General features: G+C 62.9%; 17 protein-coding genes. 1 reads left to right on the top strand and 16 read right to left on the bottom strand.

What is annotated here, in order from left to right; genetic code table 11:
* Window positions 1-105 precede the first annotated feature (105 nt).
* The gene (locus AC07SU_RS00460; protein WP_494995822.1) at window positions 106-2,316 is read right to left on the bottom strand and encodes a tetratricopeptide repeat protein; all 2,211 of its coding nucleotides are present in this window, start codon (window positions 2,314-2,316) and stop codon (window positions 106-108) included.
* A gap of 174 nt (window positions 2,317-2,490) precedes the next feature.
* Between AC07SU_RS00460 and AC07SU_RS00455 the strand changes: the two genes are divergently transcribed.
* Entirely contained in the window at window positions 2,491-3,162 is a 672-nt protein-coding gene (locus AC07SU_RS00455; protein WP_494995821.1) for a DUF3313 domain-containing protein, read from the top strand.
* 3 nt (window positions 3,163-3,165) lie between these two features.
* Here AC07SU_RS00455 and AC07SU_RS00450 read toward each other — a convergent pair whose 3' ends face one another.
* The 15 genes from AC07SU_RS00450 to AC07SU_RS00380 form a co-directional block, all read right to left on the bottom strand.
* Window positions 3,166-4,149, bottom strand: a complete 984-nt coding sequence (locus AC07SU_RS00450) for a DUF3829 domain-containing protein (protein ID WP_494995820.1) — start codon at window positions 4,147-4,149, stop codon at window positions 3,166-3,168.
* Window positions 4,146-5,759, bottom strand: coding sequence for a J domain-containing protein (locus tag AC07SU_RS00445; protein WP_494995819.1), 1,614 nt, complete (start codon window positions 5,757-5,759; stop codon window positions 4,146-4,148). The genes AC07SU_RS00450 and AC07SU_RS00445 overlap by 4 nt, the downstream gene beginning before the upstream one ends.
* A 43-nt stretch (window positions 5,760-5,802) precedes the next feature.
* Complete coding sequence (locus tag AC07SU_RS00440) at window positions 5,803-8,295, bottom strand: fused MFS/spermidine synthase (RefSeq protein ID WP_494995818.1); 2,493 nt, start codon at window positions 8,293-8,295, stop codon at window positions 5,803-5,805.
* Window positions 8,296-8,410: 115 nt separating this feature from the next.
* Window positions 8,411-9,997: an arylsulfatase gene (locus tag AC07SU_RS00435; RefSeq protein WP_176996058.1), complete on the bottom strand. Its 1,587-nt coding sequence runs from the start codon at window positions 9,995-9,997 to the stop codon at window positions 8,411-8,413.
* Between the two features lie 75 nt (window positions 9,998-10,072).
* Window positions 10,073-11,074 (bottom strand): HAD family hydrolase, encoded by a 1,002-nt coding sequence (locus AC07SU_RS00430; protein ID WP_176996059.1) that lies wholly within the window; start codon window positions 11,072-11,074, stop codon window positions 10,073-10,075.
* A complete protein-coding gene (locus AC07SU_RS00425; protein ID WP_494995817.1) occupies window positions 11,071-12,120 on the bottom strand; it encodes a hypothetical protein in 1,050 nt (349 codons plus the stop codon). The genes AC07SU_RS00430 and AC07SU_RS00425 overlap by 4 nt, the downstream gene beginning before the upstream one ends.
* Window positions 12,117-13,583, bottom strand: a complete 1,467-nt coding sequence (locus AC07SU_RS00420) for a vWA domain-containing protein (protein ID WP_494995816.1) — start codon at window positions 13,581-13,583, stop codon at window positions 12,117-12,119. The genes AC07SU_RS00425 and AC07SU_RS00420 overlap by 4 nt, the downstream gene beginning before the upstream one ends.
* Window positions 13,570-14,565 (bottom strand): vWA domain-containing protein, encoded by a 996-nt coding sequence (locus AC07SU_RS00415; RefSeq protein ID WP_494995815.1) that lies wholly within the window; start codon window positions 14,563-14,565, stop codon window positions 13,570-13,572. Before AC07SU_RS00415 ends, AC07SU_RS00420 begins: the two co-directional genes overlap by 14 nt.
* Window positions 14,552-15,016: a DUF4381 domain-containing protein gene (locus AC07SU_RS00410; protein ID WP_494995814.1), complete on the bottom strand. Its 465-nt coding sequence runs from the start codon at window positions 15,014-15,016 to the stop codon at window positions 14,552-14,554. Before AC07SU_RS00410 ends, AC07SU_RS00415 begins: the two co-directional genes overlap by 14 nt.
* Window positions 15,013-15,936: a DUF58 domain-containing protein gene (locus AC07SU_RS00405; RefSeq protein ID WP_494995813.1), complete on the bottom strand. Its 924-nt coding sequence runs from the start codon at window positions 15,934-15,936 to the stop codon at window positions 15,013-15,015. The genes AC07SU_RS00410 and AC07SU_RS00405 overlap by 4 nt, the downstream gene beginning before the upstream one ends.
* Window positions 15,933-16,907 carry an AAA family ATPase gene (locus AC07SU_RS00400; RefSeq protein ID WP_494995812.1) on the bottom strand — a complete coding sequence of 325 codons (975 nt, stop codon included), beginning with the start codon at window positions 16,905-16,907 and terminating at the stop codon, window positions 15,933-15,935. The genes AC07SU_RS00405 and AC07SU_RS00400 overlap by 4 nt, the downstream gene beginning before the upstream one ends.
* A 174-nt stretch (window positions 16,908-17,081) precedes the next feature.
* On the bottom strand, window positions 17,082-18,134 hold the full coding sequence (locus AC07SU_RS00395) for a transporter family protein (protein ID WP_494995811.1): 1,053 nt from the start codon (window positions 18,132-18,134) through the stop codon (window positions 17,082-17,084).
* A gap of 80 nt (window positions 18,135-18,214) precedes the next feature.
* A complete protein-coding gene (locus tag AC07SU_RS00390) occupies window positions 18,215-19,615 on the bottom strand; it encodes a DUF1254 domain-containing protein (protein WP_494995810.1) in 1,401 nt (466 codons plus the stop codon).
* A gap of 63 nt (window positions 19,616-19,678) precedes the next feature.
* Window positions 19,679-20,440, bottom strand: coding sequence for a hypothetical protein (locus AC07SU_RS00385; protein WP_494995809.1), 762 nt, complete (start codon window positions 20,438-20,440; stop codon window positions 19,679-19,681).
* Window positions 20,441-20,662: 222 nt separating this feature from the next.
* Window positions 20,663-21,028 carry a response regulator gene (locus AC07SU_RS00380; RefSeq protein ID WP_176996069.1) on the bottom strand — a complete coding sequence of 122 codons (366 nt, stop codon included), beginning with the start codon at window positions 21,026-21,028 and terminating at the stop codon, window positions 20,663-20,665.
* Window positions 21,029-21,252: the final 224 nt, after the last annotated feature.

Genomic DNA, 21,252 nt, shown 5'->3' with positions numbered 1-21,252 from the left:
AGTAGATCTTCGTCGTTACGCAGCCCCCTGTGGGAGCAAGCTGTCGAGCTTTAGCGAGGCTGCGAAGACGGAGGTATTGGCGTTAAAGAGTGTTCAGACAAGCGCTTATTTCAGTGCCGGGTCGCCTGGGTTGAGGTTTTTCCAGGCTTGCATCACGACCTGGGCCTTGGGCTCCTGGCCGTTTTCCAGGTAGTACTGGATCAGTGACAGTCGTGCGTTACGGCTGTACGGCTGGCGCTGCAACAGCGACTCCAATTGTTGGCAGGCCTCATCAACCTTTCCACTGTCGTGCAACGCCACCGCCAGTACGTAGGCGTACTGGGCGTTCGCCGGGTCGAGGCGAGCGGCGTTGCGCAGGTGCGGCATCGCTTGGGCAGTGTCTCCTGCGCGGATCAACATCAACCCCTGGGTGTGTTGCAGCAGCGGTGCCTCAGGGTGCAGGACCAACTGATCGCCGATCAACGTGCGCGCCTCGTCCGCACGGCCATTGGCCTCCAGCCACTGAATCAGCGTTACCAATGCCGGGAAAAAGTCCGGATCACGCAGCAAGGCCGTGCGCAGTTGCGCCTCGACCTTGTCGCCACGGCCGCTGGCCTGGTAGAGCATCGCCAGGTTGAGGTTCGCTTCGGCACGCTCCAGCAGGCTCAATTGCACTTGTTCGTATTCGGCGATGGCGCTGTCCCACGCCGGCCCCAAGCCCTGGCTGGAGACACTCAATAAATCCCGCGCAGCAATGATGCGCACGGCGCGCACCGGGTCCTTGAGCAATGGCGTATACAGCGCAACCCGCTCTGGCGGCGGCAGCAACGCACTCACCGCACGCACGGCACTTTCGCGCACGTGTGGGGCAGGGTGACCCAGGTCCCGGGTGGCCAGCTTGAGCGCCTGCTCGCTGGGATAGTTGGGCAACTCCACCAGCAAGGTCGCTCGCTGGATGGCCGGCAGGTTGCTGCGTGCCAATTGGTCATACAGCGCTTGTGCCGCCCCCGGTTGGCCGCCGCGAATCAACAGCATGCTCTCGGCATAAGTAGGCGCCTTCAACGCGTCCCGTGCGCCGGCGGGGATGCTGAAACTATGGTCATGGCGCAAGTCATTGCCCATGTACACCTTGCCCGGCATATGGCAGTCGACACAGAACGAACCCGGCTGGCCCACCGGTTTGCCGGTGTGTTCGGGAGCATCGTAATTTTTGGCCTGCAGCCCACGCCCGTCCACCGTAGTAAACGGGGTTTTGCCGGCGCTGTTGTGACACTGCAAGCACACCGCATTGCCCGGCGCCTTGAGTTCGTTGCTGTGGGGGTTGTGGCAGTTGCTGCAGCGCACGCCTTTTTCGGCCATTTTGCTTTGGGCGAAGGAGCCATGTTCAAACACTTCGTCCTTGATCTTGCCGTCCAGGGCATACAGCTCGCGGGTCAGCACGCTGGGCAGGTAGTCATCCATCAAACGCTTGCCGACGGTAAACCCGTCACCCAACGGTGCGCGCCGGGCATGGCAGCGCGCGCAGGTTTCCAGCTCGACGGTGGCGTCCTTATCGTTGAGGTCCACGGCAAACCCGGCGTGCAGCAGGTCGCCTTTTTTAGCCGCCCATTGCAGGTGGTTGGAGGCCGGGCCATGGCAGGCCTGGCAGCCCACACCGAGGCTGTTCCATTGGCTGTTGAAGCTGTTTTTTACCGGATCGAAGTTGCGGGTGTAGCCGGTGGTGTGGCATTCGACGCACATGAAATTGGCGTTCTGGTTGGGCTTGCTCCAATGCAGCGGGTTCTTGAAGGTCACGCCTTGGCCTGGGTAGAGGTGAAACCAGCGATTTTTTTGCGTATCCCAGGCCACGCCCAGCGCCTGCAAGCGACCATCGCCCACGTCGATCAGGTATTGCTGTAGCGGCGCGATGCCAAAGGTGTAGGCCACCTTGAAGTCAGCAGGCTTGCCGTCGCTGCCGGGCGTATTGACCCAGAACGCATCGTCCCGGCGAAAGAACCGCGTGGTTTCACCCTCGCCGGTAAACGTGGCGTCATTGAAGTCGGCCGGCACCGTCTGTGGCGTGGCCTGCTGCATCGCCAATTGGTGGTGGGAGCCTTGCCAATCCTTGACCTGAGCCTGGTGACAGCCCTGGCATTGCTGTTCATCCACCATCGTCGCCGGTGCGATGGCCACCGGTTTTATCGCCACCACGGGCGCGGGCAGCCGAGGCGCGCTCGCCTGCAGGTAAAACCAGATCCCGGCCATGGCCAACAGCAACAACACAATCAGAATGGGGTACAGGTAACGACGGGGTGATTCACGGCGGGGTGCAGCTTTTTTGGTTTTGGGCGCTGGCATTCCGACTTCCGTTGTCTTGATGCAGGGACGCTCTACGGCGTGCTTTAAGCTCCGTGCAGCTTTGACGCTGGGGGCGGGTCTGTCAAACGCCGGGCAGGAAATAACGGCTATTTCCCCAGAGTTGGCTATACCTACAGCTCAGTGTTTCAGTGATGACTGCCAGGGAGTTCAATGATGAAACTAAGGCTAATGATCAGCACGCTGTGCCTCGCTTCAATTGGAATGACAGGCTGCGCCAGCAAAGTCACACAACCGGAGGAGTACTCCGGCTTTCTCTCGGACTACAGCCAACTCAAGCAAGCCAAGTCGCCTTCGGGCGCGGATGTGATGCGCTGGGTGGACCCCAAGCTGGACCTGAGCCGCTACACCGCGGTGTATGTCGAGCCGACCCAGTTCTACCCCAAGCCCCAGGCCACCGCGAAGATCCCTGAGAGCACCCTTGACGGTATCAACACCTACTACAACCAGGCGCTCAAGCGTGAGCTGGAAAAATCCCTGCCGCTGGCCAATGCGCCGGGCCCGGGTGTGATCGTCGTGCGGGCGGCAATCACCGCCGTGAGCAGCAAGACCGAAGCGCTCGCGCCCTATGAGTACATTCCGGTAGCGCTGGTCGTCGCGGCCGCGAGTACCGCCACCGGCCACCGCGACCAGGAAACCACCCTGGGCACCGAGGCGCAGTTCCTCGACGGTGCCAGCGGCAAGGTGATCGCCCAAGTGGTGCGCAAAGGTACCGGCAAGCCGCTGTCCAACGACGCGCAGGTGATGAAGGCCGACGATGTGAAGGGCGTTATCGATGGCTGGGCGTCAGACCTGCATCAGTCCTACGTGAAACTGAAAAGACACTAAGCCTCAAAACGCGTTGCGTGCCGGCCGGTTGTAATAGCTGAGCAGGGCGTCGTAGCGGCGGGTGACGAGGTAATAGTCGTCACTCAGTTGCTGCGGCGCGGCATGGTGCAGCCAGTCCTGGTGCAACGTGCCCAGCGCGGCCAGGTAGGCATCGGCGGCCGGGGTGATCGTGTACCAGAGGTGGCGCGCCTCCTCATCCAGGTGCTCGTTGGGGTGGGTGCGCAGGTAGGCTTTGCCAGCGTCGGCAGCCTGTTGCAAGGCCGCTGCCTGGCTGGCGACGGCCTGGGGTGTCAGGCGTGTGTCGCGCATCCCTTGCTCAAGCGTGTTCACAGCCTGGCGCGCGACGATCATGTAGTTGAGCACGTGCCAATGCAGATCGCGGCCGAAGCGCGACTCCAGCAGCGCCAATTGCGCCGGGCGTATGTTCAGGTCCTGCTCTTCCAGCTGTTGACGCAGTTGGGTGGAAACCCTCAGGTAGTCGTCGCTTTCTTGCACCAGCTCCTGCCTCAACGATTCTGTGACGGGCAGCACCACGGCTTGCCGGCCGCTCAGCGAGAGCCGTTCGGCCTGGGTCGGCGTGACCCGGTCGGCCACGGACGTGAACCTGTGCAGCCTGTACGCATACTCCGAGGCCAGGCCGACCAATTGGCTCCCGGGCTGTTGGCGCTCCAGCTTCAGGGTGTACAGCTGGGAGCAGACAGCCGCCTGGATAACGCGCGGTTCAGGCTCGCTGCTGTCGCCAAACTGATCGTGGTCCGGCGCTTCGGGTTCTGTTGAACGCATGCGGTAAAAGGCCAGGCGCGTGTCGCGGTCGATGCGGTTCGCGCAATCGATGATCGGCGCCAGGGCGCTCGCTGCTGCGGTATGGGGGCTGTCACGTTGGTCCAGCCAGAACTGAATCCGCTGCAGGGGTTTGGTGGCGCCGGCCAGGCCGAGCAAGGCCAGGCCCAGGATCAGGCCGATGGGTAACAACCATTTGGGGTTCATTGCGCGGCCTCCTGGCCATACCACTGTTTCTGGGTGGCAGGCGCCTGGCACTCGGCATCGCTGCGCGGCATGCGGCTGCACAGGCGCTCGGTCCACTGTTGCAGGCCCTGGTTACGCACGACCCGGTGGCCGTTGTCGAGCAACACCAAGCCCGCGTAGAGCGCAATCACACCGACCACGCCGAGGGCCGCACCCAGCAGGGCCCAGCGCGGGTGGCTTGCGGTCCAGGGCGTGTGACGGTTCATGCCGGGGCGCTTGATTACGCCGATCAGTGCCAAGGCCGCGATCAGCGTCACGCTGGCCAGCGGGCCGAATAGGTAGCCGAGGGCTGCCACCAGGACCAGACCGGGCACCAGGTCACGTACCGGCAGCAGCGGTAGGTGGGTAGGGCTGAGCCAGCCGGGCAGGCGCTGGCTGAACGCTTCGTCCTGCACACGGTAGTGATGGGCGAGGGGGCGCCAGCCTTGCCAGGCCAGCCCGGCGCCGACCACGAAGGCCAGCGACCACAAGAGCCCGTGGCCCAGCGTCGGCACCACATTGCCGGCCAGGAACTCGGCTTTCTCCAGCACGCCCACCAGGCAGCTCACGACCAGCGCGACGACCCAGGGCCAGGTGTCCATGGCCTTGTCCCAGTCTTGCCAGAAATACACGGTGCCGCCGGGCATGGCTTCAGCGACGACCACGTGGTCGGCATAGATGTCTGCGCTGAGGCTTTGGCAGGCCTTCCAGTCGTCTTCGTTCAAGCGCTGGGCGAAAGCCCGACGCTGGCCCAGGCTCATCGGCGCCAGCAGTAAACGTGCCGCGCGTTGCTGAGGGCTGTAGGGCGGTTCAGCGGCCAATGCCCGCTGGCGTGCGAGGAAGGCTGGCCCTTGCTGGCGCTTCAACAGCAGCGTCCAATCGCTGGCAGGGCAGTTGTGGTCGGCACCGCCGTGCCAGCCTTGGCCGGCACAGACGGCATCGAACACGGCACTGGACCAGAAATGGCTCTGGGCAAGCAGCTTGGCCAGCCATTCGTTGAACCACTCGCCGTGGGGATGATTGTGCACCCACGGGTATTCATCGCGCGCGGCATAGGCGACAAGGAACGCCGCTTCATCTTTTTGCTCAAGGGCCACACGCAACGGTTGCTGCAAGGCGACGCGCTGCTGGCGTTCGAGCCGCTCGATCAGCTCGGCTGGCAGTTCGAGGCGTTGCCAGGCCGTGAGCCAGTTGAAGGTCTGGAATGCCCAGCGGGCGTCTTCGGCGCTGAGTTCGCCGTCAACGCAGCGATGCAACAGGTGGATTTCGAAAAACAACGTCGTGCCGTTGGCCATTGCCGCTTGATAGCGTTGTTCCAGGGTTTCCTCCACGTGTTCGGTGACGACCTCAACGGCTTCACCCACGTGCGCGATGACCACCTCAGCGGTTTCCCCCACATGCTCGATGACCACCTCAACAGTTTCCCGCTGCTCCTGACTCCACCGCAGAGCCTGCTCGTAGGCTTCGCGCAGGCGCTGGAACCCCTCGGGATCATCGTCCGGCCGGGTTTTCTTCAGCAGCGCAGCGTATTGGCGCTTGATCGCGCGGCTGTCGGCGTCAGGCGTGAGGCCCAGGATATTCCAGCAGGTCATGTGCGGCGCAACTCCCTAAACAATCGCGCGCACATTACCTGTTTTAGGGGCTGATAAACCAGCGGTAGTAGGGGTTGGCACTGTCTTGTTGCAGCACGTCACGAATATCCCGGCCCCAGGCGTCGCGGTCACCGTCGTAGGCATGCAGGCTGGCGCGGTAGAACTGCATCAAGCGTTGTTGTTCAGCGGCCAGGGTGCGGGCAAAAGACGCCTCTGCGTTGATCAGCGGCGCCGGTACACGCAGGTCCAGCAGGGCCGGCAATACCCGGGTGATTTCCTTGCTGCGCACCCATGGGGCGTATTCGATGCGCGGCCTGTCGTCGGTGACCGGCAGCGCATCTGCGGCAAACCGCTCCAGGCCCTGGCGGTCAGTGACCCAGGTGGCGAGCAGCGTGGCCGCCGAATCGATGCCGACCTCAGCCAACGCCGAACGCACCTGGGGCTGTTCAAAGCGCTGGCGAATACGCTCGGCGTCCAGCGCCATAGGCTCCAGGGAGCCCACTAGCAACATCTCGTGGAACTCGCTGGTCCATAGCGAGGCGTGGGGGAATACATTGAGGAAACTGCGTACCAACGCGCGGGAGTCATCGATGTTTTGCGTGGGCAGCGGCAGCCACTGAGCCAGCAGCCCATGTTTTTCCAGCCGTGTTGCAGCCAACGCATAGAAGTCCTGGGAATACAGGTTGACCACCCCTGCAGCAGACGGCGGCGGTGGTTCCAGGGTGATCAGGTCATAGCGCTGGGCATTGCGCAGCAGTTCCTGGCGGCCATCGCGCAGGCGCAGGTCGATGGCCGGGTCCTGGGCAGCATTGAAGTTGCCCTTGAACAGCGACGCAGCCTGCACCACCGACGGCAGCAACTCAGCCACCACCCGATGCTCCAGCCCCGGGTAACGCAACAGCGCACCCGCTGTGATCCCGGTGCCAAAGCCAATCACCAGCGCCGACTTGGGCTCGGCATTGTGGATCAGCAATGGCAGCAACGCCTGGACGCGCATGTAGCGCAACGACGGCATCGCATCACCGGTATTGGAAACACCCTGGATATACAGACGCTGAAAAGCCCGCGCCCCTTGACCCTGGGTGACCACGGCCACCGTCGCGCCGCGACCTTCCTGGTAAAACGCCAGGCTGGCATTGCGTGCGCCGGGCAGCAACTTGGCCAGGCGATCGACTGGCGTCAGCAGCGCTACCGCCAACGACAGCAGCCCGAGCGCGACCACTGCCTGGCGCCGCGACTTCTTCACCCCGTGGCCCCGGCGCACCGCCAAATAGCCCACGCCACCAGCAACCACCGCCAGCAGGCCGAGGGTACGCACCAGGCCCAACCAGGGAATCAGCACAAACCCGCAAAGCATTACCCCGACGATCCCGCCCAGTGTGTTGAATGCCACCACCGCGCCGACATCCCGGCCGACATGGCGATTACCCACGCTCAAGCGCAACGCCAACGGAAATGCCGCCCCCAGCAGCAAGGTCGGAACTAACACAATGCACAGTGCCGCCACGGCGAACCGTGCACTCATGCCCGGCAACTCACTGCCCCCCAAGCTCAGCACCAACGCTTCAGCCTGGGTTTGCAGCAGAATCAGCCAGCGCCCCAGCACCGCGATTTCCAACAGCGCCACCAAGCCGGCGCCCGCAATCAGCAGGCCAAACACCCCCCAGGGATCGCGAATGCGCTCAACCCGCTGTGACATCAATTGGCTGCCGATAAACAAGCCGGTCAGATAGGTGGCCAGCACCACGGCGAACGCGTAGGTGCGCGTGCTCATGAACTGCACGATGGACTGCGACCACACCACTTCATAACCGAGGGCGACCCCCCCCGCGATGGCATACAGCACCAGCGCCAGGCGGGCCGGTTGAACGCTGCGCGCAGGGGCGACAACGACGGGAGCGTGATGACGCACAGACAACAACGCGCCGGCCGCTGCGACCAGGTTCAACGTCGCCGCCACCACCGCGCTGCCACGCACGCCGAACTGCGCGATCAACACAAACGCCGTGAGCAGGGTGCCGGCAATAGCCCCTGCGGTGTTGGCCGCGTACAAACGGCCACCGGCCTGGCTCAGGCCCTTGGCATTGATATCCAGTGCACGCACCAGTACCGGCAGCGTGCCTCCCATCAACAGCGCAGGCAGGCCCACCAACGCAAAAGGCAGCGCCCAGGCCGCAAGGCCGATGCGGTGTTCCAACCAGGCAAACGGCTCGGCCGCCATACCCAGCGCCACGGTGGCGCCCACGCCGAACGCGGCGACCAATAATTCCAGGGCGGCATACAACAGCAGCGGCCGCGAAAAGCGGTCTGCCAGCCGTCCAAACAACACACCACCCAGGGCCAGCCCGGCAAAAAACGCGCTGATGCCCGTGGTGATCGCATACACCTCCACGCCCACCACCAGCGACAGTTGCTTGATCCACAGCACCTGATAGACCAGCGCCGCGCCACCTGAGACAAACAGGAGCAGGGCAGGGATCAGGGTCGAGGTGGCATTGCCGATTTCAACAGGCTTGCTGGCGGTGCGAGAGGTCATTACAAAATTCCAGAACGTACAAAGAACCCCTGTAGGAGCCGGCTTGCCGGCGATAGCGGTGTGTCAGGGTAAATCGCTATCGCCGGCAAGCCGGCTCCTACACAGGGTGTTTGAATCAGGACGCCGGGACGGCCTTCATCTTCTCTTCAATTTTCTTGTCCACCGCCCCACGGATCTGGTCGATGCTGAAGCTCGCCGGTTTCTGGCTGGGTGGGTACTCGATAAAGGTCTGGAGGAACTTCGCGGATTTGGTCACGGCGACGGCCACCAGGTAGACGTTTTTGGTACTCCAGTCGTAATACTGGTCAGAGACCACGTCCGCCCGTTCATAAGGGTCCATGCGCAGGTTGAAGATCTTCGGCACCCGCAGGCACACGAAGGGCTCGCTCCACACGGCAAAACCACCCGGAGCACGCTGCTCGCAGTACACGGCTTTCCAATTGCCGAAGCGCGCCGACACCAGCACACCGTCATCGTTGAAGTAGTAAAACTCGTCACGAGCGCCCTTGGGTTGCTGGCCCGTCAGGTAGGGCAACTGGTTGAAGCCATCCAGGTGCACCTTGAAGCTCTGCCCGCCGGATGTCGGGGCCCAGCCCTTGAGCAGCTTGTCCTTGACGTCGGCGTCACCCGCTGCCGCCAACAGGGTCGGGAACCAGTCCATGCCCGAGAACATTTCGTTGGAGACCTCGGCCGGCTTGATCTTGCCCGGCCAGCGGATCATCGCCGGCACGCGATAGGCGCCTTCCCAGTTGGAGTTCTTCTCGTTACGGAACGGTGTCGTCGCCGCGTCCGGCCAGGAGAACTGATTCGGCCCGTTATCGGTGGTGTAGACCACGATGGTGTTGTCGGCGATTTTCAGGTCGTCGAGGGTCTGCAGCAGTTTGCCCACATCGCCGTCGTGTTCCAGCATGCCGTCGGCGTACTCGTTGCCGGGCATGCCGCTCTGGCCCTTCATCGAGTCACGTACATGGGTGAACAGGTGCATGCGCGTGGTATTCATCCACACGAAGAACGGTTTGTTGGCCTCGGCTTGTTTCTTGATGAACGCCTGGGCTGCCGCGGTGGTTTCGTCGTCGATGGTCTCCATGCGCTTGGTGGTCAAGGCGCCGGTGTCCTCGATCTTGCCGTCCGCGAAGCTATGAATGACGCCACGGGGCGAGTTGGCCTTGACGAACTCGGGGTCGTCCTTCGGCCAGTAAGGGCGTTCGGGTTCCTCTTCAGCGTTGAGGTGATAGAGGTTGCCGAAGAACTCGTCGAAACCGTGGTTGGTCGGCAGGTATTCATCTTTATCACCCAGGTGGTTCTTGCCGAACTGCCCCGTGGCATAACCCAGAGACTTCAGCGCCTGGGCAATGGTGATGTCGCGCTTTTGCAGGCCGACCGAGGCCCCTGGCGCACCGACCTTCGACAGGCCCGTGCGCAACGGCGTCTGGCCGGTGATGAAGGACGAACGCCCAGCCGTGCAGCTGTTCTCCGCGTAGTAGTCGGTGAACATCATGCCTTCTTTGGCGATCCGGTCGATATTGGGCGTCTTGTAGCCCACCACGCCCATGGAATAGGCGCTGATGTTGGTTTGCCCGATGTCATCGCCGAATATCACCAGGATATTCGGCTTCTCGGCGGCCAGGGCGGATGCCGAGGCGCCTATTACCGACACCGCCACCAGGGCGAGTTTCGGCAGCCACTTACGTATGCGAGTCATAAGACTTGCTCCTTTTAGGGCTTGAGTCGCATTGCCTGCGACCAACGTTTTTGTACAGTCCGTCGTGACGTTTTGTTATTGCACCTTTGCTTGCACAGCGGGCTCGAAGGGGTAGATACGGCGCCAGTCGCTCGCCATGTCCACCACGATCCAGCCGTTTGCCCTGGCCAGGTCCAACGCCTTGTCGAGGCGCCCCACCTGAGAGTTTCGGTCATAGGCCCACTCGCGCTGGGCGTCGGTGTGGTGCACCAGGCCCATCAAGCGCTTGCCACTGCCAGCGGCGGTCCACTGCAGCATTTGCAGGTCGCCGTCGGAGTTGCCGAAGGCCAGCAGGGGCCGCCGGCCGATAATCGCGTCGATGCTTTCCGGCTTGCCCGGGCCATCGTCGTTGTGCGCCAGCTTGGCGGTGCGCAGGATCTGGGGTTTGCCGTCCTTGAGCTGGTACTGGGTGACAAAGTTGGTGCCGATCACCTGTTCCGGTGGTACGCCATACACCACCTCGGCAAAGGCGCGCATGAAGGCCGTGTCGCCGCCCGAGACGATGTAGGTCTTGAATTGCTGGCTGCGCAGGTAGTCGAGCATTTCCAGCATCGGCTGGTAGATCATCTGGTCGAAGGGCTTGCCCGTCTTGGGGTGGCGCGCCTGCTTCAGCCAGGCTTTCGCGTTGTCGATGAAGGCTTCGGTGCTGATGCCGGTGTGGGTGGCGCCGATGATCTTCAGCAAGCCCTGCATGCCCGTGGCCGCGAGGGCCTGGTGGTCGCCTTCGAGTACCGCCTGGAATGGCTGGGTGGTTTTCCACTCGGGGTGCTGGGGCGCCATGCGCTTGATTTCATCGAAGGCGAACAACACCTCGAAATAGGCCGGTTGTTCGGTCCAGAGCGTGCCGTCGTTGTCGAAGACGGCGATGCGTTCGGCGGGTTTGACATAGTCCCTGGAGCCTTCGACGGTGACCGCCTGCACGAAGTCGACAATCTGTTTTTTGCTGGGGCCATCGTTCCATGACGGCAGTGGATCAGCGGCCAGGGCCGGCAGGCTGAGGAGAAAAAGCAGGGGCAGGGCAGAACGCAGCGACGTCATGGGAAGTCCTTTTCGTGACGAGGGTTCAGTGGAACCAAGCGTAGTTGACGACACACCCAGCGCAATGTTGTGCACACGTTTCGCCACAGTGGCGGCAGGCGTGGCCACAGCGCATGGAGCAGGTAACCGGCAAGAATCAGCATGGTCACCGCGGCAATCCAGGCAAACAGGTGCCGCGAGACTGACCAGCGGCTGTGCTGCCCGAGGGCCTTGAGGTCGTCGGCAATGGAGAAGGTGGGCGTGTAGACGCTGCCCGCCTGGGCCTCGAACGTGAGGGCGGGCAACTGGGCGGTTTGCACGCGCCGGTTGCGGCTGTCCCACCATTTCACACTGACCGATGGCAAGGTGTAATGACCCCCTTGCTCGACGCGATACACCAGCCGATCGATGCGCTGGCCACCGGTGATTACGCCGCGACCGTCGTCCAGGTTGCTGATGCTCGGCGCTTGCGGGTACAACCGCAGGCCCTGGATGGGCGCGGAGGCGGGCGGTGGCAGGGAAAGTCCCGGCGTGTCGTCGGCTTGCAGCGTGAAGGTGCGGGTCAGGCTGTCGCCTACCTTGAGGTCGGTGGCTGACAGCGTCTGGCTCAGGCGCAGGCCACTGGCGACCAGCACCGGCTCCCCGGGGGCGAACCCCGGTGGTTGGGTGGCGGTGAACGACAGCGGCGTGCTCTGGGCACTCAAGGGCGCAGTGGCCTGGCCCGGCTGGGCGCTGACGGTCAGTGCCGGCACCGTGAATGCCTGGGCGACATTCGGCGTGATGCGGTAGCGGTAGCGCATGCCGTAGAACATCTGCCCGCCAATCTCTTGGGTGGTGTGTTCAGCTTCGCCACCCGGGGGCTGTACCCGTGCACCGGCCAGTTTCAGCACCGGCAGGCTGGCGCCGGAGGTAAACCAGGTGTCGGTGAGCACATCCACCTGCACTTGCAGTTGTTCACCCACTACCACCGCAGCGCCGGGCAGCAGGTGTGCCTGCACCTTGAGCTGCGGCTCGGCCGCCCACAACGGCCCGGAAAGCAACAACAGCACGCCGCAGTAGCGGTTCATCGCTTCGCCTCCTGATCCTGCAGGCTGAATTTGCGCCGCAGGAAGTTGGCCGGTGAGGTCGTCAGGTTCTGCAACCAGAGGGCATCGTTGTTGGCTTGTTCGGTCTGGATCGCCTTGCTTTGGCCCTTGCCCGGTGCCTTGTCGAACTTGATCTCATCGGGCTTGACCTCGGGGGTGTTGTTCGCTGCGCTCTCAGTGTCCTTTTTCAGCGCAATGGCCAGGGCCAGGTTGGCGCTGGCCTCGGGAAACGTCGGTTGCAGCTGCAATGCACGCTGATAGGCCACGATGGCGTCGTCGAACTTGAAGCGGCGCACATGGATATTGCCCAGGTAGAACGCCGCCTGTGCGGTGTCGAGGGTGGTGAAGGTGGTTTCGGCCAACGCGTAGTCAGCCGCGTTATAGGCGGCAATGCCTTTCCAGTACGGGTCCTGGAACAGGGAGGCCGCCTCGGGGTAATGATGATGCTCGAACGCCCAGCGGCCTTGCTGGTCGGGGGTGAGGAACGGGTTGGCTTCGGCGTGCAGCGGTTGCAGCAACAGGCCGAGCAGTACCGTCGCCACCCAGTTCAGGCTCCAGCCGCGCCGCAGGCTCAGCAGCGCCACCACCAACAGCGGCCAGCACAGCCAGTAACCGGCGTCCTTCCACTGCAACAGGCGCTGTTGCTCATCGGCATTTTGGAAGTGCTGCTGGGCGTGCAGCTCGATCCAGTCCAGATCGTCGTCATTGAGGGTCAGGCTGCCCAGTGGCGCGTCGGTGGCCGAGGCCAGTTGCTTGAGGGCGGGATTGCTGCCCAGTGCCAGCACCAGCACTTGCAGCGGGCTGTCGGCCAGGTGTTGCTTGAGGCTTGGCAATTGCGTGCTGTCGGCGCCATCGGTGACCAGCAACAACGTGCCGGGCGACTGTGCCAACAACCGCTTGGCCTGGTCGATGACGCCGGCGACATCCTTGCCGGCTGTGCTGATCAAGTCGGTGCCAAGCGCCTGGATGAAGGTGTCGAGCAGCGCCGGGTCATCGGTCGGCGGCAACACCAGATGGGCACTGCCGGCATACACCAGCAGCGCAGTGCGCGCCCCTTTGCGCCCCTGTACCAGGTCCTGGAGCTTGTGCTTGGCGGCGGTCAGGCGGGTCGGTGGCACATCGGCGGTGTCCATGGACGGCGACAGGTCCACGGCGATGATCAACGGCGCGCGGTTTTCCAGGAAATCCGGACGGTCCTGCTCCCACGTCGGCCCTGCAGCGGCGACTGCGCCGAGCATCAACAGCACGCTCGCCAGGTGCACCGGGCGTAGACGGTGCGAATCCGTCGGGGTGAGCAACAAATGCGGCAGCAGGTGTGGGGCGATATTGCCACGCAGACGACGTTGCAGGTCGCGGCTGCGTTGCCAGGCCAGTGGCAATAAAGCCCCCAGTAAGGCCAGCAATAGCCACGCGGGGCGCAGGAAGTGGAAGTCACTGAAGTCCATCGGCGACCTCCCGTTTGATCCGGTGGGGCCATAACGCCGCCAACAGGTGGTACAGCGCAAACAGCCCAAGCGCCGCGCACAGCGGCCACCAGAACAGGTCGCGCTTGGGTTGGTGGCTCAAGGTCTTCACTTGATGCGGGGTGATCTGGTCGAGCGTTGTATACACCTGGTTCAGGCTGTCGCGGTCTTCGGCACGGAAATAGCGGCCGCCGGTGGCGCTGGCGATATCTTGCAATGCGCTGAGGTTGACCTTGGCTTCGCCGCTGGCCTGCGGGTCGCCAATGCCGATGGTATGGATGACCACGCCCTTGGCGGCCGCCATGTCGGCGGCATGGTCGGGGGTGATGGCGCTGCTGGTGTCGTTGCCATCGGTGAGCAGAATCAGCACTTTCTCGGGTTCATGGGCCTGGTCCAGCAGCTTGAGCCCCAGGCCGATGGCATCGCCAATGGCGGTGTTCGGCCCGGCCATGCCGATACCGCTGTCATCCAGCAGCAGCGACAGGCTGCTGTGATCAAGGGTCAACGGCGCCTGGGGGTAGGCGCCGCTGCCAAACAGAATCAGGCCGATGCGATCGTCTTTGCGGCGCGCGATAAAGTCATGGACCACCTGTTTGACGGCGGCGAGACGGTCGATCTTTTGCCCGGTTGCGTCGGTAAAGTCCTGGGTTTGCATGGACTGGGAGATATCGATGGCGAGCATCAGGTCGCGCACCGGCTGCTGGCGTTCGATGGGTTTTTCCACCCACACCGGGCGGGCAACCGCCAGCACCAGCAGTACCCAGACCATCAGGTTGAGCACGAGCTGGCTGCGATTATTACGCCCGCCACTCGCAGCGGGCGCGCCACCGACGGCCTGGCTCATGCCGGTGAAAAACGGCACCCGCACGGCGCTGCGAGCTTCGAGGTAGGCAGGCAGATACCGGTACGCCAGCCAGGGCAGCGGCAGCAGTAGCAACAGCCACGGGTTATCAAGCTGCCACATGGTGCTGCTCCACCCAGGCTTTGCACTGGGCCAGTAGTTGCGTGTGTTGGGCGTTGGGCAAGGACGCGGCGTAAGCCAGCTCAGCCAGTTGCTGGCTCAAGTCCTCGGGGATCGGTGCGCCTGCGTGGCGCTGCAAAAACGCTTGCCAATCAGCCCCCGTCAACGTCGGGATGGAGGCGTGTTCCTGCGCCGGGAGTGGCATCGACAGCGCCACACGCTTGAGCAGTTCGGGCAATTCACGCAGGTCGGTCAGCGCGTCCAGGCGTGCCACGGCCTCACGTCGATAGGCATCGCGGCGCCAGTGCAGCCAGTTGCGTACCACCAGCACCAGCAGAGCCAGCACCACCAGGCCAAGGACTACCGCCCACCCCCAGGTTTGCGGCCAGTAACTGACGGGCGCGGGCAAGCCCAACTCCTGCAGTTGTTCGATGCTCGGCACAGGGGTACTCACTGGCGTCTACCCAGTTCGCTGCGCAGTTGGTCGGCAGCTGGCAGGGCGGTGCTGATCATCAGCAACGGCACCTGGCTGCGGCGCAGCAGGGTCGCGACGTCCTTGATCCGCCCGCCCAGATAGTCCCCCAAGGGCTGGCGAACCTGGCGTTTGTTCACGGCCAGCTCCACTTGCAACTGGCCCTGGGTGACCATCAGTTGCCCGCTGTCGGGCACGTTGAGGGCCAGGGGGTCGTACACCTGCAACGCCACCACGTCGTTATGCGTTGACAGTTCGCGCAGCAGTTGCAGGGTGCGCGGGCCGGCACCGGCGAAGTCACTGACCAGGCAGATCAAATGATCATGCCCGGCTACTGCGCGACACTGCTGCAGCACGCGGTCAAGCTGGCTGTCGCCTTCGTGGTCAGGGCAGGTGGCGTTCAGTTCGCCGTTTTGCTGGGCGATACGACTGCACAAGGCTTCAACGCGTTTGCGACTGCGCAGCGGTGCCACGCTGTCGATGCGCGTGTCATTGAACACCAGGCCGCCGACCCGATCCCCGGCGTTGAACACCATCCACGCGGCGAGGGCACCCAGCTCGGCGGCAACCGCCGATTTGAAGCTGCGCACCGAGCCAAAAAACATCGACATGCGTTGGTCCACCACGATCAGGGCCGGGCGGTCGCGCTCTTCGGTGAAGGTGCGCACCACCGGTTTGCCGGTGCGCAACGAGGCGCGCCAATCCAGGTGACGCAGGTCATCGCCGGGCTGATAGCGCCGCAGTTCGTCGAAGTTCAACCCACGCCCGCGCAGCCTTGAGGCATGGTTGCCGGCCAGGACGCTGCCCTGGGGCTGGCGCGCAACAAAACTCAAGTCCCGCGCCTGGAACTGCAAGGCCATCAGTTGCGCCAGGCTGACGTAGACGAAGCCGTCGGCGTTCATGCCGGGATCGCCACTGTGCTGAGCAGGCGGTCGAGCACTTGGTCGGCCGTCACGCCGTCTGCCACCGCGTCATAGCTTAATTGCAGGCGGTGGCGCAGCACCGGGTGCGCCACCGCCCGCACGTTGTCCGGGGTCACGAAGGTTTGGCCTTGCAACCAGGCGTCCGCCCGCGCGCAGCGATCCAGCCCGATACCGCCCCGTGGGCTGGCACCCAGGCTGATCCAGCGGGCCAGGTCGGGGTCGTAGTCGGCGGGGTGGCGCGTGGCGTTGATCAGGTCGATCAGGTAGCGGTCGATGGCCGGCGACACCTGGATCGCGCTGACTTCCTTGCGCGCCGTGAAAATCACCTCTTGAGCCAGGGTACAGCCCACGGCCACCTGGGCGGTGGCAGCCTGTTCTTCGTCGCGCAATAGCCGCAAGACCTGGCTTTCGTTGTCGGCACTGGGGTAATCCAGCAGCACCTTCATCACGAAACGGTCCATCTGCGCTTCCGGCAGCGGATAGGTGCCTTCCTGCTCGATGGGGTTTTGTGTGGCCACCACGATAAACAACGCAGGCAGCGGATGGCTGGCCCCGGCGACGGTGATTTGCCGTTCTTCCATGGCCTCCAGCAATGCGGCCTGAACCTTGGCCGGTGCCCGGTTGATCTCATCGGCCAGGATCAAGTTGCCGAACAGCGGGCCGGGCTGGAAGCGGATCTGGTTCTGGCCGTCGACCTGATGCAGCACTTCGGCGCCGGTGATGTCCGAGGGCAACAGGTCGGGGGTGAACTGGATGCGGCTCATCTTCGCCTCCAGGTGCCGCGCCAGGGCCTTGACCGTGCGGGTCTTGGCCAGCCCCGGCAAGCTTTCCAGCAACAGGTGACCATTGGCCAGGAGGCCCAGCAGGATCTGGCGGATCACCTGGTCCTGGCCGAGTACGCTTTCAGCCATGCTGGCCTGCAGGGCATTCACATCGTTGAGTGCTGTCATACCAATCGTCCTTGAAGCAGTGGGTCACCAGGGCGCGGCGACCACGATGTATTGCACGGCATCGCCGACATAACGCGGCGGGTACAAAGTGGGCCCGCAGTGCTGGCGCCGATGCGAAAGGCCAAGGATTACGACCCTGCGTGTGCGATGAAAACGCGACATGGCGCACCTCGTTCACAGCATGAAAGTGGGGATCACCGGGATAAACGACACGCGGAAATTCCAGCGGCTGCTGATCAGGTCGTCAGCGTGGATCACCGAGTACTGCACTTCACCGGAAATGCGCACCGGCAACTTGCCGAAATTGACGATGCGTCCGGCGCCGATGCCGATGGGGAAGTTGACCTTGTTGCCACCTTCGGCTTTCCAGTTGACGGTGACATTGGGCGTCATGCCCACCCGCCATTGCCCCGGGCCAGGAATGGCGCGTTGGATGAAGTACTGGATGTTGGTCAGGCTGACGTCCTTGCGTCGCGCATCGCCACCCACAGACCACCAATGCTGGGGGAATACGCCCAGGGTCCAGTCTTCGCCCAGGTAGGCCGCGACAAAGGCAGGGCCAAGTGAGTATTTGCCGGTGCCCAGCACGTCTTTCTCGGCCGTCGGGAACATGGCCGTGGGGCCGAAGCCCCAGACCATCTTGCCGCCATTGGCAAAACGCACCGGCTGCTTGGGCGAGAACACCCCCACGTACGCCAGGTCGCCGAAGCCCGAAGTGCGGTCGAACGGGTCGTTGACCACCGAGGGGAAGTCGCGGTCAGTCAGCACGCCATAGGGGCTCATGCCGATCAGGTCACCGGCCTTGGAATTGACCGGCGCGCTGACATAGCTGACCGGAAGGCGGTTGATCAGGTTCCAGTCGTCCCCCAGTGAGATGGGAAAGGTCGGCATGAAGCTGTATTTGCCCAGGTAGCGAGTGCCGTTGCTATGGGGGCCTTTGAGGGCGCTGTAGTCGAACTGGTTGAACAGCAACACCAAGTTGCCCACCGGGTTGTCCATCAACTTGGCGATCTGCTCGGTTGACGGCTCGCAACCGGCCTTGACCACTTGCTTGAGGTCGATATCGAAGTCTTGCTGGAGGCGATGGCAGGTTTCGGTATCGGCCTTGGGGGGCGGTGTGGGGCTGCCCAGTTGCGGCAGGTTGGCCGCCGACACACCGCAGCTGGTGAGCAGGCTGAAAACCAGAGGCGTAGCGCGGAACCCTTGCGCACGAGCAGGTGAAATCATGGCGTCATCCATCCTTGTATCGGCCTGATATCAGGGGGTTACATGCCCGGCCTAACCCTGTAGCGGCCGGGCATGCGGCGTTACTTGAGCGGCGTCAACGGCGGCAGTTTCCATTGACCATTACCCACCTCAGGCTTGGGCAGGTAAATCCGCAGTACGGCGTAAAACGGGCCGGGAGGTGCCGGCAGCCAGTTGCTCTGTTCGGCTTTCGGCGGTTCGTGATGCTGCAACGCCAGGGTCAGGCCGCCGTCGGCGTCCAGCTTGAGGTTGGGCAACATGCGCGAATTGATCAGGTAGCGTTTCTTCAGGTTCGGCGCCAGTAGCTTGGTCTTGGCGTCGTACATGGTCAGCGACCAGAAGGCGTCGGCGGGCGGCAGTTGGTCCTTGGCGAAATGCACGGTGTAGCTGTGGCGTGCGCCGTTGGCCGGCTTACCTTCGCTGTCGACAAAGTAGGTCATGTAGATCGCTTCGTCGGTGGAATTGCCGAAAATCCCCAGGTCTGCCCCGGCATAGCGGTACAGGTAGTTGTTTTTCAGGCGGTCACGGCTGCCGAACAGGTCGCCGCTGGACACCTGATGGGTGTCGATTTTGTCTTTCTTGAAGGCCGCAAATTCAGCCCGGGCGTCGGCGATACCGTCTTCCAGGGCCTTGCGTTGCTCAACCGTCAGCTCTTTGACCTTGAATGGCGCGCCCGGGGCGATGCCAATCTTGGCAAACCGTGCGAGCAGGTCCTTTTCGCTGTCCTGGGGCGCGGCGAAGCTCAGCATGAAGTTGAGGTAGCGGAACAGCTGCGGACCTTCGGTCATGGTGGCCATCGGCTTGGGCCATTCAATCTTCGGCACGGCGGCCGGCGCCGGCTGTTTCACATAACTGCTCAGCGACTGCACTTTGTAGCCGTTCTGGATCTGCTTGACCTTGTTCAGGTCTTTTTCATCAAACAACTGCGTGCGGTAAAGGGCGTAGGCGATGTTGCTTTCGCTGTAGATCACACGGTCGACGTCTACCGGCTGCTGACCTTTCCAGTCCGGGCCGGCGATCATGTAGTGGCCGCCATTGTTGCCGGTGCTGCGGGTGCCCAGGTAGGCGATGTTCTGGGTGTAGAGGTCGATCAGTTGCACCGAGTAGTAACGGTTGTCTTCGATCTTCGGCAGGGTCAGGACCAGGGGTTCCTTACGCAGGTCCATCCACACGAAGGAGTAGGGCGTGTCCGAGTTCGGGGTGACGAACGCGGTGTCCTTGGGGCTGAACACCTGGGCGGTGTTGCCGATATGGTTGAACGGGGCCTTGAAGTTGGCACCGCCTTTATCAACGGCCTGGGTGTAGAGCGTCTTGTACATCGCCACGACCGGGTAGCCATACAGGTACGCCTCCTTGGCAATGGCCCGGGCTTCGGCGGGGGTGGCCGTGAAGTCGGCCAGGGCGCCGGTACTCATCAGTATCGAGAGGCTCGCCAACAGCAGGCGCGTCGGTTTTCCAATCATGTTGTTGCGTCCTTCCAGAGATCTTTTTAAAGGGCGTGGGATGAAAGCGCCGAGTTTCCAGTTTTATTTGCCGAACGTCACGTTAATCCCTGCAAACAAGGTGAACTGGGGCAGGCCATCGCCTTTGCGCGCCACGGTCCATTGCGGCTCGACATAAGCGTTCACGATGTTGGTGCCGGCTTTCCAGGCTTTGCCCGCGCCGAAACCGACAGGAATGTAGTGGGTGTCGTTCTTCAAATCGAAGGTCCAGGTGCCGGTGGAACGCAGGTACCAGCCCTTCGGCAGGTTATGAATGATAAACGGCTGAAAAGTTGCACTCTCCACGTGCGCTCGGTCACGGTCGCCGGCAAATGAACGTTGGTATTGCACCAGCGCACCCAGCAACCCTCGGGGTGACGCATCGATGGCAATGGCCGCCAGCCCGGCCTGCCATTTGCCGGTACCCAGCTCATCGTGCTCAGCGGTGGGCGCGGTGATTTGCGGGCCGATGCCCAGTTGCACGCCTTCGGTCTTGAGCAAGAAGATATCGAACAGGTTCAGGTCGCCGATGCCGGTGCTGTAGCCGCTGTGTGGTTCGGGTCGAGTACTGATGGGCAACGTGGCACGCAGCAGTTGCGGCACGCCGATGAAGTCCGAGGGCGCGACCGGCAACGTGCCGCGCAGTAACAGGTCGTTGGTGTGGGCGTTGGTGTCGAAGAGCCTGGGGGTGTAGTAGTCCTGCAGGTTGGCACCCGGCGCGAGGTTGAGGGGGTTGTTGCTCTTGTTCGCCGTCTCGGCGTTGTCGGCCAGGGCGCTGGCGCCGGGCAGTGTCAAAATGGCCAGCATCCATGCCGACCTGTGCGGCGACTTGAACATGCGCGCTCCCCCCATACCTGGGCGACTATTCCTTGTGATTAATACCTGTAGAGCATGTCGATTGAAGCTAGCAGCTAAATCCGGACGCGCTAGGCAAAACGGCGAATTAGTGCAGGAGTGAGGGGGCTGTCACAGGTGTGTCATAAGGTGCCAGGCGCCGCCCAGGCTGGGCGGCGAGGGGCAAGGCGGGCGTCAGGCGCTGGGCAGCATCGATTTGACTTTGTCGCGCAATTGATCGATCGAGAAGGGTTTGCCGATCACCTGCATGCCGGGCGGTACATCGATATTTTCGGCATAACCGCTGGCGAACAGGATGGGCAGGGCGGGGCGCAGTTCGCGCACGTTGGTTGCCAGTTGCTTGCCGTCCATGTCAGGCAGGCCGACGTCGGTCATCATCAGGTCGATGGCCTGGGCCGAGTCCTGCACGATCGCCAGGGCCTCCTCGGCATCAGCGGCTTCAAGCACCCGAAACTCCAGTTCTTCGAGGACATCGACGATCAGCATGCGCACGATGGCGTCGTCTTCGACTACAAGGATGGTGGAATCAGCGGCGGACATAAGTAGGGTTCCCGAGAAGTGGAGGTGCAGGTCTTGATCGGATAAAGACCATCCTCTAATGAGTCATGACAATCTCGGCAAGTTCCCGGCCTGGGGATGGCATTGTGAAGGCATTCGTAGGGAATGTCTCGCTCGAACCGCTCTTGCTCCGTACGAATCGGCAGGCATTTGCCCCAAGTTGTCGCGTAAACATAGCCCTGGCCATGGACTTTGGGGCAAACTCC

Source organism: Pseudomonas sp. GW821-FHT05H12, assembly GCF_059419385.1.
Note: the sequence above shows the minus strand (reverse complement) of the source record. Positions and strands in the feature narration are given on the sequence as shown.